Genomic DNA, 17,165 nt, shown 5'->3' with positions numbered 1-17,165 from the left:
CCCGCAAAGTCCACTTATTTATTGAGGTTCTTCCCCATCTGTTGCTCCAGACATATTCATTAGAAAAAACATTGAATCTAAATTTCTTCGATTAGTTTGTTGTTTTTTCAGTACCATCTTCAGCTAGCATTGCTTTTCTTGAAAGATTTACTCGTCCTTGTTTGTCGATTTCAGTAACTTTTACAAGTACTTCATCTCCAAGTTTAAGAACATCTTCTACTTTATTCACACGTTCGTTTGCTAGTTGAGAGATATGGACAAGTCCATCTTTTCCTTTGATCAAGTTGACGAAAGCCCCAAATTTTTCAATTCGAACGACTTTACCAAGGTAAACTTCGCCGACTTTCACTTCTTTAGTTAAGTCTTCAATGATTTTAATTGCTTTTTGGATCATTTCTTTATCCGAAGAAGCAATACTTACTTTACCATCTTGATCGATATCGATTTTTACACCAGTTTCTTCGATGATACCGTTGATAGTGTCTCCACCTTTACCGATCACATCTTTGATTTTCGCTGGATCGATTTGGATCATTTCGATCTTCGGTGCATATTGGCTTAATTCTTCACGTGGTGCAGCAATCGTTGAAGTCAATTCTTCTAAGATTTCCATCCGTGCTTGTTTTGCTTGTGTCAATGCTTCTTTTAAGATTTGTTCCGTGATTCCTTGGATTTTGATATCCATTTGAAGTGCTGTGATACCTTCTTTTGTTCCAGCTACTTTGAAGTCCATGTCGCCTAGATGATCTTCTAATCCTTGAATATCCGTTAAAATCGTATAGTTTTCGCCATCTGATACAAGTCCCATAGCAATACCTGCTACTGGTGCTTTGATAGGAACACCTGCATCCATCAATGCTAATGTACCCGCACAGATACTTGCTTGTGAAGAAGAACCATTTGATTCCAATACTTCCGCTACTAAACGGATTGTATAAGGAAAGTCTTCTTCTGAAGGGATCACTTGTGCTAATGCACGTTCGCCTAATGCTCCATGACCGATTTCACGACGGCCTGGCGAACCAGCACGACCAGTTGAACCTACAGAGAATTGAGGGAAATTGTAATGGTGGATAAATCGTTTGCTGACTTCCACACCAAGTCCATCAATGATTTGGTGTTCTCCTAATGGTGCAAGAGTACATGCAGATAATGCTTGTGTTTGTCCACGAGTAAACAACCCAGAACCATGGACACGTGGCAACAAGCCTGTTTCAGAAGACAATGGACGGATTTCGTCTAGTTTACGACCATCAGGACGGATTTTATCGATCGTGATCAATTCACGTACCACATCTTTTTCAAGGTCTTCCGTGATTTGTTTGACTTCTTTCAATAAGTGATCTTCTTCTTCGTGTCCAGCAAATTTTTCTGCATACGCTTCACGAATATCGATCTTCACTTGTTCGATGTTGTCTTCACGAGCCAATTTTTCTTCAGTCATAACGGCCGCTTTCATCGTACCGTATGAAGCATCAAAAATTTCTTTTTTCAAGCCAGCATCTACTTGTAGTAAAGAAACTTCCATTTTTTCTTTGCCCACTGCTTGAACGATTTCTTCTTGGAAAGCCACTAATTCTTTGATTGCGTCAAAACCAAAAAGCAATGCGCCTAACATGTCTTCTTCAGATACTTCTTTAGCGCCACTTTCAACCATGTTGATTGCTTGTTTTGTTCCCGCAACACTTAGTTCGATATCTGTTTGTTCTGATTGTTCAACAGTCGGATTCAAGACATATTCACCGTTGACACGGCCAACTTCTACCCCAGCAATCGGTCCGTCAAATGGGATATCAGAAATCGATAACGCAAGTGAAGAACCTAGCATAGCAGCCATTGCTGGTGAACAATCTGTTTCGACACTCATCACGATATTTGTTACTTGGACTTCATTACGGAAGCCATCCGCAAACATCGGACGGATCGGACGGTCGATCAAACGAGCAGTCAAAGTAGCTTCTGTACTTGGACGTCCTTCACGTTTGATGAAACCACCAGGGATTTTCCCAGCCGCATACATTTTTTCTTCATAGTTGATTGTCAATGGGAAGAAATCTGTATCTTTTGCTTCTTTTGATGCTACAGCCGCACTTAAGACCACTGTATCGCCATAACGGACTAATACTGCTCCATTGGCTTGTTTTGCTAATTGACCGACTTCGATTTGTAGGGGACGGCCACCCCATGTCGTTTTGAATACTTGTTTTTCTGACATAATTACTCCTTTTCTTTCCCGTGAAAGCAAGACGCTACTAAACAAATGAAAACCGCCAAACGCAGCTTGATAGCTTTCATTTGGTTAGTAGGAGTCCATCATGCTTTTTCACGAAATGGTTGATTGAGGTATCACAGTAAAAAAAGTGAGATTCGTTTGAACCCCACTCTTTTTGTTAAAATTAACGACGTAGACCTAAACGTTTGATCAATTCGCGGTAACGTTGAACGTCAGTTTTACGTAAGTAAGCTAACAAGTTACGGCGGTGACCAACTTTTTTCATTAGGCCGCGGTATGAATGATGATCTTTTTTATGCACACGTGCATGTTCGTTCAAGTGGTTGATTTCTTCAGTTAATACAGCGATTTGTACTTCTGGAGAACCAGTATCTCCTTCATGGCGTGCATAGTCTGTGATGATTTCATTTTTACGTTCTTTTGAAATTGCCATTTCTTTCACCTCTTTCGATTATTCCCCTGTGACTGAGTAAAACGTTGGTGATTCGCTTAACCAAGTGACAGGCGGTATGCCTTGAGCACACAGCTATACTTTACCTGAATATACGTTAGAAATCAAGTGAAGAATCATTAAGAAAATTTAGTTTATCAAACAATCCTACTACTACTTTTTAAAATTTATGTTAAACTATAATCCGAAAACAGACTGATGAATCGTTTTAGAAGAAAGGGGTACATATTCCATGATTACAATGGATAATATCATTCGTGAAGGAAACCCAACGTTGCGCGAAATCGCCGAGGAAGTTTCCCTCCCATTAAGTGAAGAAGATATCTCACTAGGAAAAGAAATGCTTGAATTTTTAAAAAACAGCCAAGATCCTGTGAAGGCAGAAGAATTAAATCTACGTGGTGGTGTTGGTTTAGCAGCGCCCCAACTTGATATTTCCAAGCGCATTATTGCTGTTCACGTACCAAGTCCTGATCCAGAGGCAACTGAACCAACATTGAGTACTGTGATGTATAATCCAAAAATTTTGAGTCATTCTGTACAAGATGCTTGCTTGGGTGAAGGCGAAGGGTGTCTCTCTGTCGATCGTGAAGTTCCAGGCTATGTCGTACGTCATGCTAAGATCACTGTTTCTTACTATGATATGAATGGCGAAAAACACAAGATTCGTTTGAAAAATTATGAATCGATCGTTGTCCAACATGAGATCGACCATATCAACGGTGTCATGTTCTATGACCATATCAATGATCAAAATCCATTCGCCCTTAAAGAAGGCGTATTGGTGATCGAATAAGCGAATATGATGGACTTCAACAAGTAGCCCCCAAAAAGAAATCGGGACAAAAGTGCTCGACTCGAAGAATAAGAAGAGACTCACAGAAATTTCTTTTCAAATTTGTGTGAGTCTTGGCTTATTTCCGAGTTTTCGCCGTTGGGCCATTTGTTTATACTTAGAATGTGAAGTAAAAGTATTTCTTACTTTTGCTCCATATTCTTTTTTAATATTTCCACTATCTATCCGTTATGTACCAACCACCCCAAATAATTCTCAAAAAGATATACTCGATGGTAAAGCATCACTGTATTTCAGCAACGTTCTCCCTTTTCACCTGATCTTTGTTTATTTGTTTGAGGTGAACGAGAGTTTTCTCCCCTTGTCAACTTTTGCAGCCTACTAAATAGTGATGGTTCTTTTGAAAAATCTTCCTTGTGGATAGTGCTTGACGCACTTTGATCAACAGGCAAGCTGTGGTTATCCAGTTGAGCAGAATGAGGGCTTTTTCTACATATCAGCTTTCTCAGTCTAGTAAATAGCGATTGTTTTTTTTGAGCATTCTTCTTATAATGAGCCCACGATATAGCTTGATTGACAGAAATTTCGATTGTTTGCCACTCTTTATCCACTAACGGTCGATAGGCTGCGGGCAATCGGTTCATTCTCTTTATTGCTTCTTTTATTTTTAGAAGTGCGTTTTGAAGCTCCCTCTCATCAGGAGAGTCTTGACTTATGAGGCAACTTATGGGTGCTATTTCTTCTTTTACTCTCAGAATTATTTCCACTTGCTCTTGCATACCTTGCCAGTAACTCACTTGATCTGTTATAGAAGTTCCTTCATTCGAGGGTTGCTTCGCTAATCGACTTACTTTATCCCTAACTTGTATAAAAAATCTGTAAACATCATTTAGTTCATAGCCTCTACTATCCCTCAGTAACTGTTTTACTTTCTTATTTAAGTCTATACCCGTGTAGTGTTCCATTATAGTACGAATAGCAGATTCTATCTTGTTCCATTCGTTATACACTAAGAATTTATCAGCTTCAGGTACTTGATTGGCTATTTTACTTATACCTTCTCCCACCTTTAGAGCTGCGTTTTGAAGAGTATTTTTCTTAGGCATAGCTTGGTTTACGAGCTTTTTTATGGGTTCAATTTCTTCTTTTACTCTTATAACTATCTTCATTTGTTCTTGCATCTTCTGCCAATAGTTCACTCGGTCGATGATTAAGTCCCCTTCAGTTAAGGATTGGCTCGCTAATTTGGTTGTTTTTTCCTCTACATACGTAATCAATTCACAAGTATGCCTCAGGGAATAGTCCCTACTATTCCTGATTAACTGCTCTATATTTTGACAAAATATTGCTTCTACTTGAAGCTTTTCCAAGGCAGTTTTCAATTGCTCTATCATTACCTCTTTTGTGTAGGGATTCGCTGATTCTGCATTTAGTTTTTCCTTCATCAAAAGTATATTGCTCTGAAGTTCCGTGTGAGAATATGTATCCAACTTAGCTAAAACTTTATCTAGCTCCTTCTTATTCCGTAATACGCGTTCATTTACGAGTTTTTCTTGTAGTTCCTGTAATTCATTCATCGTTTGTACCAAACTTGATTTTTCTACCTCATCACGTTGTTCAGAAATCCTATCCACTAAATAATTTTTTTTCCTCGTTATGTAATCCGCCAATTGTTTCAGTTTTTCTTCGGAGTAACTAGACACCTGATAATCCACCTTCGCAAGACTTGCCTCTGTTAGCGAGCGCTTTGAGCATTCTTCCCAATCAAATTCTCTTTCCCATGGTGCTCGAACGAACTGGTTTTTATTATCCAAAAAAAAGACTTGCTTTTCAATTTCATGTCGACTGTGATATAGATCATGTAGTTTTGTTTCCCGATCCGCACTAAACCCTTCTTCTTCTTCGCGCACTAAATCCTTCCATCCATCTAAAAATTCCACTAGGTCCTCTGAAGAATAGTCATGTTGATCATCCGAGAAAACTTCAAATGCAAGATGTTTGAATAGCTGTTGATCATACCGATAAAAGAGGGCAACATTAGGGTCTTTTTTTGCCACTTCTACTGCCAACCGTTTCATTTCGTGATTCAATAATTTCGTTAAAGTTGCGGGTTCAAGTGTTCCTTGGCTAAAATCGATTTTTTGAAAAATATGTTCAAAATGAAATTCTTTAAATGCCCTACTTACTTGCTGAAATTCCTTTTCCAACGATAAATTTTTTTCTTTAAAAGAGATATACAAAGAAAAATTTTCAAAAAAATCTTGTCGAAACAAAGGATTAGTTAACGCTTGTTCATTTTCTTTCATAAACTGAACAAGTACCTTTGTATAATCAGAAATTTTTTCTGCGCCTTCAACAGCTAGTCGTGGGTTAGTTGTACAAAGTAGTTTACGTGTTTTTTCGTTAAAGGTAGGTTCTTTTATGCGATATATTGTTTGATTATTTTCCACGGTTTCTTGCTTTTGCCAAGGTAACTGATGGGAACAAGTTGACTGAGCATCAAATAATACAATCTTTTCTTTCAAAGCCTCTTTTTCCCTATATAGATCGTAGATGGGAATTTCTTTACTCTCTTTTATATAAATTTTATGTTGCTCACGTACGTCCTCCTCCCAACTATCAAATTTCTCAATCAGTTTGACTACCTTACGTGTATAAATACGCTCAGACAAAGCTACTCGAGGATCATAATCATAGGAACAGAGCATCTGAACAGTTGCTGTTTGTTTGACGACTTCAATTGCCAGTTTACTGATTGGGTCCTCTAAACGGTTGAACAAGTCCTTCTCTGAGAATCCGCCCTCTTCAAAGTCGATCTCTGCCAAAATATTTTCCAATGAAAACACAGCACTATTTTGACTTACTTGTTGAAATTCATTCCATAAACTCAAATCCTTTGCATTTGCCAGTTCAGTAAATCGGTTATTAAAAAATTGTGTCCTAAAATCTTTTTCAGCAAGTTTTTGCTTGTTTACTACTATTGCTTGTACAATTGCATCAATATAGTCTATTGTTGACTCAACCAAAGGAAATGCACCATCATTCTTAAACTCACTTTTTGGACTTTTATAAAGTAATCCTAGTTCTACATTCATGATCTTCCACTCCTAACTTTTTATGAGAAACAGAATGTTCTAGTCTATTCCATCATTGACTTTTAGTTTATACCACCTAAGTCTATGAAGCGGTTTCCTTTTTTCTGGTAAATAAAATAACTGGGGAAACGTATAATCGTTTTTTTCGCCCAGTTATCTGTTATGCTATTTAGTTTTTTTCGGACATAGTCCTGGTTGTTTCGCTAATTCTGTTATCTAGCCTTCATATAGAATACCTGCTTCCAATAACTTTTGCTTGATTTGTTTTAAAGTGATCGTGTCAGGATAGCGGATGGTATGTAAATGAATACCACCTGTTAGTTCAGATAACAAAGAAGCATTACTTTTTTGATAACGTTTCATAAATGAGTGGATATCTTTTTCAGTTTGGATGTGTAACATTCCTGTTAGTTCTCCATATAGCGGATGTTCAACCACCACATCGAGCACTTCCCCGCCATTTTCAACAATCAGGCGCAACTCTTCTTCTGTTTGCTCGCGTCCGTGTTGGACTGCGATTTTACTAACTAAACCAGTCGTAGACTCACTTGTTTCTAAAATGTAACCTCTAGCAGTTGCGACAACAGTTTCTCCCGCAGCTCTGAGAAGTGCGATATCACCGACGATGATCTGCCGACTGACACCAAATCGCTTGGCAAAATTACTGGCACTGACTGGCTTTTCTTCATTCAATAAGGTATGAAGGATTTGCTTTCTTCGGGTTTCTCCATCAATCATCTGAATTCTCCTTATCCATTTGTTTTTGGTAATCACGAGAATGTTTCATCAAATCTTGGTAGGTCGCAACAATGGTTTCCGTATAGTCGGAATCATCCACCCATTTTGCTACTTTATCTAGAACTTGCTTTTCCCGTGTTTCGTCATAAATCGCATGATTCGTTGCTTTTTTGACTCGACCGATTTTTGTCACAGTCAGCATCCGTTTTTCTAACAGTTTCACCAGTTGCTGGTCCAGACTATCGATTGTTTGTCTCAATGATTCGAGGGTTTCTTGCGGTTGTTCCTCCTCGACCATTTTGATGATACGTGCGGGGTTGCCTGCGATGACCACATTATCTGGAAATGATTTGGTCACAACGGAACCTGCACCAACAACCACGTTATCCCCTAATGTTACACCGGGAGTGATAATCACTCCGCCACCTAGCCAGACATTGTTTCCGATTTTGATCGGCTTTGCATATTCAAGTCCACTATTTCGTTTTACTGGATGAAGCGGATGAGTGGCCGTATACAGTTGGACATTTGGGGCAAACATACAATTATCTCCGATTTCAATTGTACTTACATCTAAAAAAGTACAGTTAAAGTTCGCATAAAAGTTTTCGCCGACAAAAATATTATACCCATAATCAAAATTGATCATCGGTTCTATATAAATTTTTTCGCCCGTCTTTCCGAATGTTTCTTTCAAGAGTTGCGCGCGTAGTTCTGTTGTTTCAGCTTGATTGATGATTTGGCTTTGGCTTCTTGCAAATTGGCGATCTGCTACTAACTCGGGGTCATTCGCAAAGTATAATTCGCCTGCTATCATTTTTTCTTTCTCAGATTTAATCGTCATAATTTGCTCCTAATTCTTTTATTTTATCGAACACCGTCACCCCATCGGTCTGGACAAAGTCATATTCCTGATCCAGATAGATCGGACTCTGATTGATGACTAAGATTTTTGCGCGTGGGGCGCGAAATTGGATCAGATCACAGAAAGGATGTACTTGGAAACTCGTTCCTACGATCACTACCTGCTCAGCTTGGCTAACCGCAAATGTAGCCTGTTCCAATACTTCTTCTTGAAATCCTTCGCCATATAAAACAATGGCTGGGCGGACTTGACCACCGCAGTTTTCGTGCGTATCACTATGCAAATAGCTTTGCCAAGCGACTTCTTTTCCACATTTTCTACAATAACAATGATAAAGAGTTCCATGAAAATTGACAAGTTGTTGACTGCCGGCTTTTTCATGTAACCCGTCAATATTTTGGGACACCGTCCAGACTTTTTTATGTTTTTCTAATCGTGCGATTTCTGTGTGAATGACATTGGGCTGTGCATTCGGATGGTAAATTTTTTTAACAAATGAATAGAATTTCTGCGGTTCGTGAACCATTGCCTTGTGACTTAATAAATACTCGGGTTGCTCAATTCCTTGATAGATTCCCTTTAAAGAACGGTAATCTGGGATTCCTGAAGGCGTCGAGACTCCTGCACCGGTCAAAAAGGTGATGCTTTTACTTTCGTTGATTGCTTGTGTTGCTTCTGCTACAGTTACCTTTTTCATATTTTGTCACCTCAATTCTATTATAATCGAAAATATGCCCCACGCACACTTTTGTTCCTGTTTCTTCTGGCAGAAATACACTTTCAAACGATTTCATTTTTTGAGAAATAAATCACAATCTTAACTGACAAAAAAATGAAAACGTGCTACAATACTGCTGTATTCATTGGGACTAACCTGAGATTTATTCGTTAGACCAAACAGACAAGATCAAAGTGAGGTGAATTGACATGGTACCATTCATTATTTATTGGGGCGTTATTTTAGCTTGTATCGCTTGGTTAGCATTAAGTATTTATTTCTCGATTTTTTATCTTGTACGTAAAGAAAACGGGAATCTTTGGGCTTTCGCATTTTTCAATGTACTAGCCGCTATCGTTTTAGCCATTACTTTAGTTGTTTACCGAACTTGGGGTTGGGGCATCACACAATATTCAAGTTTGATCTATTTAGTATTAGCAATATATGGTGTAACAGTTATTCTACAAGCAATCTTAGGCCGCGAGCCAAAGGTTGTGAACAAAGCGGCTTGATCGTTGTTGCTGGTTTCTTTAGCCAGTAACGATCATGGTGGCAAACAAAGTTTTTTTCTGAATACCACCGCTTTTTTACCTTCTGCAAGATTTTTTTGCGGAAGGTTCTTTTTTTGACCAATTTCGATTTAGATTGAATATTTATTCTTTTCAAATCAAAGGGGAAACGCCAAAAAATCATGGTAAAAATGAAAACGAATGAAAATTTTCTATGTTTAGTCAGTGTTTTTATGAAAAATACAAGTTATGGATTGACAAAGCATCTTGGCTATCGTAAACTGTTTTTGTATAAATAACTGAATACGAGTTACCTCAATCAATGAGGTAGAGGTCGCGAGAATCATTAACCCTGTGGAGTGAAGCAAACATGTCGAAGCAGGACTAGGGAGGATCGCCGAAATGTACTCTTTTTTGCTTAAAGTTTACGTTGGGACATAAGTTAAGAGCTTATGGACTGTCTTAGCAGTGATGCTAAGTTGCGCTATGTTTTGTGAGAGGTTTATCACTCTATGAAATTTAGCGGCCCCTTCATATCCTCGAAGTGGTCGTTTTTTATTTCCTCCTGATAAGCTATTGCAACGCATTTATTTGACCGCTCGTGCAAAAATTATGCGTAACAGATTAGAAAGTTCCCCATTCAGCGGTTCTTTCTAACGAAGTGGCTCATGGTTTTCTATTTGGAAGATCCTGATTCATGCGTGTGAAAAGAAAAGGAGAAAGAATATGAAAAAAAGTTCAGTTACACTCACCCTATTATTTGCATTTATCTTTTCATTTTTCAGTATCGGAAACTTAGTAAGTGCAGATGAAAAAACACCGAACGATGAATTTCGTGTAGGTATGGAAGCAGGTTATGCACCGTTCAACTGGTCACAGCAAACCGATGCGAACAATGGATTACCGATCCAAGGTCAAAAAAGCTATGCTGGTGGTTATGATGTTCAAATCGCCAAAAAAGTAGCAGATGGTCTAGGAAAAAAATTAGTCATTATCCAAACAAAATGGGATGGTTTAGCCCCTGCCCTTCAATCTGGTAAAATCGATGCGATCATCGCTGGTATGAGTCCTACTGCGGAACGTAAAAAAGAAATCGACTTTACCGATCCTTATTATGAATCTCAACTTGTTGTCGTGGTACAAAAAGACGGAAAATACGCAAATGCCAAAAGTTTAGCTGATCTTTCTGGCGCAAAGATCACTGCTCAACTAAATACTTTCCATTATGATGTGATCGATCAGATCCCTGGAGTAGATAAACAACAGGCAATGGACAACTTTTCTGCAATGCGTACAGCGTTAACTTCAGGTATGATCGATGGCTATATCAGTGAACGACCTGAAGGAGTAACTGCAACAAGCGTCAATAAAGATTTGAAAATGCTTGAATTAAAAGGCGAAAATGGCTTCCAAACGAAGCCTGAGGATGTTCAAATTGCAGTTGGGATGCGTAAAGGCGATCCTGACATCCAAAAAGTGAATCAAATACTTGGTGGAATCTCAAGTAAAGAACGTACAACTATCATGGATCAAGCAATTAAAGATCAACCAGCTTCTACTGAAGACGACGAAGAAGACTCAGGTCTGTTAAATGATTTCAAAACGATCTGGGATCAATATGGCAACATGTTCTTGCGCGGTGCAGGACTAACGCTATTCATTGCCTTGATCGGTACGATCGTTGGTACAACTCTTGGTTTATTGATCGGTGTCTTCCGTTCGATTCCTGAGTCAGACAATGCGGTTACTCGTTTCTTCCAGAAATTAGCAAACCTACTACTTTCTATTTATATCGAAGTCTTCCGTGGAACTCCAATGATGGTTCAAGCAATGGTGGTCTTCTATGGCTTAGCATTAGCCTTTGGGATCTCACTGGATCGAACGATCGCTGCCCTATTCATCGTTTCAATCAACACAGGTGCGTATATGACTGAAATCGTTCGTGGAGGGATCTTCGCAGTCGATCCTGGACAATTTGAAGCAGCACAAGCTATCGGGATGACACATGGTCAAACGATGCGTAAAGTAGTTGTTCCACAAGTCTTGCGTAATATCTTGCCAGCCACAGGAAATGAATTTGTTATCAATATCAAAGATACAGCTGTCTTGAGTGTTATCGGAGTTGCTGACTTGTTCTTCCAAGGAAATTCAGCTGCTGGTGCGAACTTCCAGTTCTTCCAAACATTTACGATCGTTGGTATCATTTACTTGATCATGACTTTCACTATCACAAGAATCCTGCGCTTTGTTGAGAAGAAAATCGATGGCCCTTCAGCCTATACAAAGATCGAAGAAATCGACAATTCAAACTTGCAGGAATAAGGAGGAAGCATCATGAGCGAAAAAATCATTGAAATCAACCATTTAAGAAAAAGCTTTGGTGAAAACGAAGTATTGAAAGATATCAGTATGACGATCAACAAAGGAGAAGTTGTCACGATCATCGGTTCTTCCGGTTCTGGTAAATCTACTTTGCTGCGTTGTATCAATCTATTAGAAAAACCAACTGGTGGCGAAATCGTCTATAACGGTGACAATGTTCTATCACCTAAATATAATTTACCTAAATATCGGACAAACGTTGGAATGGTGTTCCAATCATTCAATCTTTTTAACAATATGAATGTTTTAGAAAATTGTATCTCTGGACAAACAACTGTGTTGAAGCGAAGCAAAGAGGAAGCTCGAAAAGTTGCTCTTGAAAACTTAGAGAAAGTTGGTATGGAGCGTTATATCGAAGCAAAACCTTCACAACTATCTGGTGGACAAAAGCAACGGGTAGCGATTGCCCGTGCGTTATCGATGAATCCCGATGTCATGCTCTTTGATGAACCAACCTCTGCTCTTGACCCTGAAATGGTCGGTGAAGTATTAAGCACGATCAAGGATTTGGCCCATACCGGTTTGACGATGATCATCGTGACCCACGAAATGGAATTTGCCAAAGATGTTTCAGATCGGGTGATCTTTATGGATAAAGGTGTGATTGCAGAAGAAGGAACTTCAGAAGACATCTTTGTTCATCCGAAAGAAGAACGAACAAAAGAATTTTTATCTCGTATCTTACAAAAAGGATAAAACTAAACAGGACAAAAGGATCGTTAAGCACCAAGAAATAAACTGAAAAAGAGTTCTCAGCGTTTAAACAAGCAAAACAGGGTTAGACAAAAGTAAATCACTTTTGCCTAACCCTGTTTTGCTTGTTTAATTTTTTGCTCTTTTTTTATAGAGAATCCCAGCCAATACGATGAAAAGACTTGCACTCAGATAAAATCCAAGCGTTCCATGTCCACCTGTTTGCGGCAAGCTAGGCACTGCTTTTTTCTTATCCATTTTTTGAAAATAAGCTTCACTCTTTTGTTGATACAACTGGTCCACCTTTGCAGAAGCAACTGCTTCATCCTTTGTTTGCCATTGAGGAGCCGCTTGACCGCCCTTCAAGTGGAACGTCCCCTTTGCATCTACTGTAAATTCAAAGGTACTATCGTCTAACTGGTAGCCTTCTGGCGCACTGATTTCTTGGATCTTATAAATGCTGCTTTCTTTTACCGTCATTGTAAAGTCGCTGGCTTTTTCTCCAGAGAGCTGTTGGACCTTAACTACTTTCGTAGGATCAGCTTGTTGATATTGCGTTACTTGAAATTTTAATTTACTGATATTTTTGATTATTTTTTGTGTTTGCCCATCATATTTCAACAGATGAAGTTGTAGCTGATCCATTTGCGTTGTATCGAACTTTTCAAAATATAGCTGATCTTTGTTTTGATAAAGTTGGTCTTCATTTGTATTTGCTACTACAAGATAGCCAGCAGACCATTCTTTCAAACTACCATGAAGCACCTTCACTCCTCCATCTGCTTTAATCGTAAAATAATAAGGCGTATGTTCGACGGAAAAACCAGTTGGTGCACTAGTTTCCGTAATACTGTAATGTCCTGGAGTCAATTCAGCAGTGTAATCCTGCGCTACATCGATTACTCGACTGGTTTTTGTATACTTCTCATCACTATATTGAGTGATCGTAAACTTCAAGCCAGTCAGTGTTCCAATTGGTGTACGAGTAGTTTTATCATATTTCAATAATTTGATTTTTTTCGTCACAGTTTGTGCTATTTTTTTATCAAATTTTTGGTAATAAAGTTGATGCCCATCTTGGGTAATTTTGAAATCAAAATTACTATTACTTAGTTCATACTCATTTGGTGCTTTGATTTCTTTGATCGTATAATCATAACCTGGTTTTAACTTGATCGTAAAGTCACTGATTTGATTACCTGTGATCATTTGTTGCTCAATTACCTGCTTGTGTTCTCCGGCTTGGTACTGCGTCAATTGGAAGCTTAGTCCAGAGAGATCACTAACTTGTTTTTTTGTAGACTTGTCATATTTCAATAATTGTAAATTGAATTCCTTCGCCTGCTTTTGGTTTTGGTCAAACTTCTGGAAATAGAGTTGGTCCGCTGATTGATATAACGTATCTGCTGATCCAGGAGCTTGTGTCAAATAACCATCACTCCATGTGGCGATTGCTGAAGAATCGGCCCCTTTCACTGCTCCAGTTGAATCAATAGTAAAATAATATTCACTATTTTCTAGTGCATACCCTGTTGGTGCTGTTTCTTCTTGGACACCATAAAATCCTGGTTCTAGTTCAGCTTGATAGTCTTTTGTCAAAGGGATCTGCTCTTTTACTTGTTGTCTGGCTTCATCTTGGTAACTCGTTAGTTTAAACGTTAAGCCTGATAGATCTGCCACTTCTTTTTTTGTTGTTTGGTCATATTTCAATAGGTGGATGTTCTTTTTGACAGATGTCTGTTTTGGTTCATCGAATTGCCGAAAAACAAGCTGATTGTCTTTTAGATAAAGGCCACTCGACGTTGGCTCAACGCTATCCACGAGTTGACTACCACTTGTCACTTGCATTTTTTGGTCGATGGTAAAGTTGATCGGGGTCGCATCTACTGCATACCCTTCAGGCGCATTTGTTTCAACGATTTGATAATCGCCTGGTACAAAAGAAGCCTCCCAGTTATTTTTCTCTGTCAGCTCAGTTGTTTGCTTACTTGCTAAATTCGTTACTGTATAAGTCAACGTATCCATGAGTTTTGCATCTGTGAGTTTTTCTTTTGTATGGCCATCATACTTTTCGACCAGTACTTTTTCCCCATTGGTTTTGTTCGGCGAGAATTCTCCTTGCCAATCCCATCGGTATAACGAGCCTGATCCCAGATAGGTATCTGCGATTACAGATCCTTGAATATTGACCCCTGTCCCGTCTACAGTAGCATCTGGTGCCAGTATACTGCCGATCCATGGGGAATGGAGTTCGATATTTTTCATCTTACCAATTGAAAGTTTTCCAGCCACTTGGGTCGTATTTGTAAAAGACCATAAAACTGTACTATCTGCAAAATCCATCAACTCAGTTTCTAGACGTTCCTGTTCCGTATTTCCTTGATTATCAACGAATGTATTACCTGTAACATCTGCAGGATTTTCTCCTGCTTTATAATACAGTTTGATTTTTCCATTGATAGTAACACTGTCACTACCTTCGCCATCAACGACAATGAATACTTCTTTATTTGTATCACTGGCATTTGCAGCCTCTAGACCTACGATATCCAGTGTGTAAGTATCCGCTAAAACTGCTGCGTTCAATTTGATAACAACAGCTTCTTTATCAATTTGCGATACATCAATCACTCGATTGTTCAAATCCCCACTAGCTGTATAGACTGCATCTTTTCCTTTAGTACCCTTGAGAAATTGATCATCACTTTCCACCACGATATCCGCAGATTGCGCATTTTTTGCTAACTCATCATTGGCACTTCTCAAATGAGTAAACTCGCTGTCAAAATCAATAAATGTTTGTCCATTTTGATCTTGAACAATTTGTTTTGCAGTTGTTTGATCATTTTTTACCCCATTGATCGTTGGTTTGCCGTCGGTTCCAACCGCCTGGTAATCAATGCCCTCTCCTAATGCCAAATAAGTTGTCTGATTGTTTCCCGTATTCGCTGGAATTCCAGTTCCCATAGGTGCAGGGGTCCCATCAGCCGCCAAAATATTTTGGATATAGTCATCATCATTTTTGATCAGATCCATTTTTTCTCGTCCACGCCAAATATCAAAGGATTGCTGCGTAGAATATAAATTTTGTGCAGCGACATTTCCATTTATATCTGTTGTTATATGGACATTGCGGGCAAATACATTGAAATGCTGTGCTGCGCCTAAAAAGTCATCTTCCTGACCGGGATGCCTCTCATAATAGGTTTGATACGTTTCTGCTGTCTGTTCGGCAAATGCACTACTAGGGATAATCGTATGAATGATCATCAATAATAGAATAATAAAGTTACTTGCTTTTTTCATGACTTATCCTTTCTCCTAATTTGAATGATCGGGCTATCCAACTGGCGATCCTTTGTCCCAATCATTCGGATGTATTGATTTTTACGAAAAATAAAATAGTTCTCTGTTCTGCTTTTAGGACGTATTTTTACAAAAAATGAATGTGTAGGAGAAAGAGAAATTTTCACCTGATAGTATTTCCCAGGTAATTCTCCTAAGTCAATAAATCCATTCTGATTGGTTACATCCGATATTTCTTCTTGCGTTCTAGTGATGATTTTCTTTTTGTGGGGATCATAGACTGTGATCAGTACTTCGTTTAAAGGTAAGCTGATTCGGTCAATCAATGAAAACCGCAGAGCATACTGCCGTTTTCCCCACATTCCTAAAATAGTCCAATGCCAAAGTATCCAAATAATCAAACAGCTGCCTATAATCCCTAGCAGTCCCCATAAGTAGATCAAATGCGATTGTATGAAGGAGATTCGCTTCATTTTCGTTGTTTCATTCGTTTCTTTGTAAGGGACTCGATGCCCTCTCACAAGTAAGCGATGCGTGTTGATCATATAAGGTGTACATGTCATCAAAGTGACTAAGTCTTTATTTGCTTGTATTTTCAGAGGTTCTGTGTTCGTTGGTTCAATCGTCTGTATATTATCGACTTTATACGCATGGTGTTGCTTATTGATCTCAATGTAGAAAGTATCACCGATTGCTAATTTTGGTAAATCAGTAAATAACCTGGCAGTAGAAAGCCCTCTATGGCCAGATAAAACCGCATGTGTGTTTTTGCCACCTGTAGGATAACTTGTTCCTTCTAGTAACGAGGTCCCTTTTTGTAAAAAGTATTCATTCGTTTCATCAAAAATCGGTAACGAAAGATTGATTTTAGGTATCTCCAACACAGCAATTGTGTGTTCTTGATAGTAGGTTTTATCTACTTTGCGTTTTTCTTTTTTTTGGATAGCCTGATCATACTGATCCATTCCAGGCTCCGCCTTGTTTTTAACTAGTTCAGCGTTTTTCTCATTCATTTTTTTGATCACTTTTTGAACTACAGCTTGGTTTTCTTTGTTTGCTTGATGTTGATATACGGTGATCAGTTGCTGATCCAAGAAATTATTCAACGCATCACTAACAAAAGGATAGGCGAGTAACAAAACACCAATTGTTAAAAATAAAAGCATAAGGATATCCATTACTCGAACAGTCTTACGCTTTCTTGGCGGCTTTTTCATTTTGAAAGCCTCCTTTTTTTGGTATGTAGCCGAAAAAACCGTGCAAATTTTTGCTAAATTGCTGGTAGAATCTTGCCATTCTTCCTTAGCGCATTACCAATAAAACGACACGGACTTCTTCGAAAAGAATTTTTATTATGTGCTTGGTACGATGTTGTAAAA

12 protein-coding genes and 1 riboswitch are annotated in these 17,165 nt (G+C 38.6%); of the genes, 4 read left to right on the top strand and 8 right to left on the bottom strand.

The features are described from left to right. Positions 1-91: 91 nt before the first annotated feature. Positions 92-2,215, bottom strand: coding sequence for a polyribonucleotide nucleotidyltransferase (pnp, locus tag CJZ72_RS05920; protein ID WP_081133767.1), 2,124 nt, complete (start codon positions 2,213-2,215; stop codon positions 92-94). Positions 2,216-2,396: 181 nt separating this feature from the next. Next, positions 2,397-2,666 carry a 30S ribosomal protein S15 gene (rpsO, locus tag CJZ72_RS05915; protein WP_005875316.1) on the bottom strand — a complete coding sequence of 90 codons (270 nt, stop codon included), beginning with the start codon at positions 2,664-2,666 and terminating at the stop codon, positions 2,397-2,399. A 250-nt stretch (positions 2,667-2,916) separates the two neighbouring features. Between rpsO and def the strand changes: the two genes are divergently transcribed. Further along, a complete protein-coding gene (gene def / locus CJZ72_RS05910) occupies positions 2,917-3,480 on the top strand; it encodes a peptide deformylase (protein WP_081133766.1) in 564 nt (187 codons plus the stop codon). A 293-nt stretch (positions 3,481-3,773) separates the two neighbouring features. Here the strand turns inward: def and CJZ72_RS05905 are convergent, their stop codons facing one another. From CJZ72_RS05905 to CJZ72_RS05890, 4 genes are all read right to left on the bottom strand, one after another. Further along, positions 3,774-6,575, bottom strand: a complete 2,802-nt coding sequence (locus CJZ72_RS05905) for a hypothetical protein (protein WP_095443684.1) — start codon at positions 6,573-6,575, stop codon at positions 3,774-3,776. Positions 6,576-6,791: 216 nt separating this feature from the next. Then, positions 6,792-7,313 carry a transcription repressor NadR gene (locus tag CJZ72_RS05900; protein ID WP_005875311.1) on the bottom strand — a complete coding sequence of 174 codons (522 nt, stop codon included), beginning with the start codon at positions 7,311-7,313 and terminating at the stop codon, positions 6,792-6,794. Then, a complete protein-coding gene (locus tag CJZ72_RS05895; RefSeq protein WP_081133764.1) occupies positions 7,306-8,157 on the bottom strand; it encodes a chorismate mutase in 852 nt (283 codons plus the stop codon). Before CJZ72_RS05895 ends, CJZ72_RS05900 begins: the two co-directional genes overlap by 8 nt. Beyond that, positions 8,147-8,875 (bottom strand): NAD-dependent protein deacylase, encoded by a 729-nt coding sequence (locus tag CJZ72_RS05890; protein WP_081133763.1) that lies wholly within the window; start codon positions 8,873-8,875, stop codon positions 8,147-8,149. Before CJZ72_RS05890 ends, CJZ72_RS05895 begins: the two co-directional genes overlap by 11 nt. A gap of 230 nt (positions 8,876-9,105) precedes the next feature. On the opposite strand from CJZ72_RS05890, the gene CJZ72_RS05885 reads away from it, so the two are divergent. The 3 genes from CJZ72_RS05885 to CJZ72_RS05875 all read left to right on the top strand — a co-directional run bounded on the left by CJZ72_RS05885 (position 9,106) and on the right by CJZ72_RS05875 (position 12,483). After that, on the top strand, positions 9,106-9,408 hold the full coding sequence (locus CJZ72_RS05885) for a hypothetical protein (RefSeq protein WP_005875305.1): 303 nt from the start codon (positions 9,106-9,108) through the stop codon (positions 9,406-9,408). 317 nt (positions 9,409-9,725) lie between these two features. Continuing rightward, a riboswitch (Lysine riboswitch) is annotated at positions 9,726-9,900 on the top strand. A gap of 231 nt (positions 9,901-10,131) precedes the next feature. Continuing rightward, complete coding sequence (locus tag CJZ72_RS05880) at positions 10,132-11,727, top strand: ABC transporter permease subunit (protein ID WP_005875301.1); 1,596 nt, start codon at positions 10,132-10,134, stop codon at positions 11,725-11,727. Between the two features lie 12 nt (positions 11,728-11,739). Continuing rightward, a complete protein-coding gene (locus CJZ72_RS05875) occupies positions 11,740-12,483 on the top strand; it encodes an amino acid ABC transporter ATP-binding protein (RefSeq protein ID WP_005875300.1) in 744 nt (247 codons plus the stop codon). Positions 12,484-12,609: 126 nt separating this feature from the next. Here CJZ72_RS05875 and CJZ72_RS14680 read toward each other — a convergent pair whose 3' ends face one another. Continuing rightward, a complete protein-coding gene (locus CJZ72_RS14680) occupies positions 12,610-15,786 on the bottom strand; it encodes a SpaA isopeptide-forming pilin-related protein (protein ID WP_232509790.1) in 3,177 nt (1,058 codons plus the stop codon). Further along, positions 15,783-17,003 carry a class C sortase gene (locus CJZ72_RS05860; protein WP_081133762.1) on the bottom strand — a complete coding sequence of 407 codons (1,221 nt, stop codon included), beginning with the start codon at positions 17,001-17,003 and terminating at the stop codon, positions 15,783-15,785. Before CJZ72_RS05860 ends, CJZ72_RS14680 begins: the two co-directional genes overlap by 4 nt. Positions 17,004-17,165 lie beyond the last annotated feature (162 nt).

This window comes from Enterococcus durans (assembly GCF_002277935.1).
GTDB lineage: Bacteria > Bacillota > Bacilli > Lactobacillales > Enterococcaceae > Enterococcus_B > Enterococcus_B durans.
Note: the sequence above shows the minus strand (reverse complement) of the source record. Positions and strands in the feature narration are given on the sequence as shown.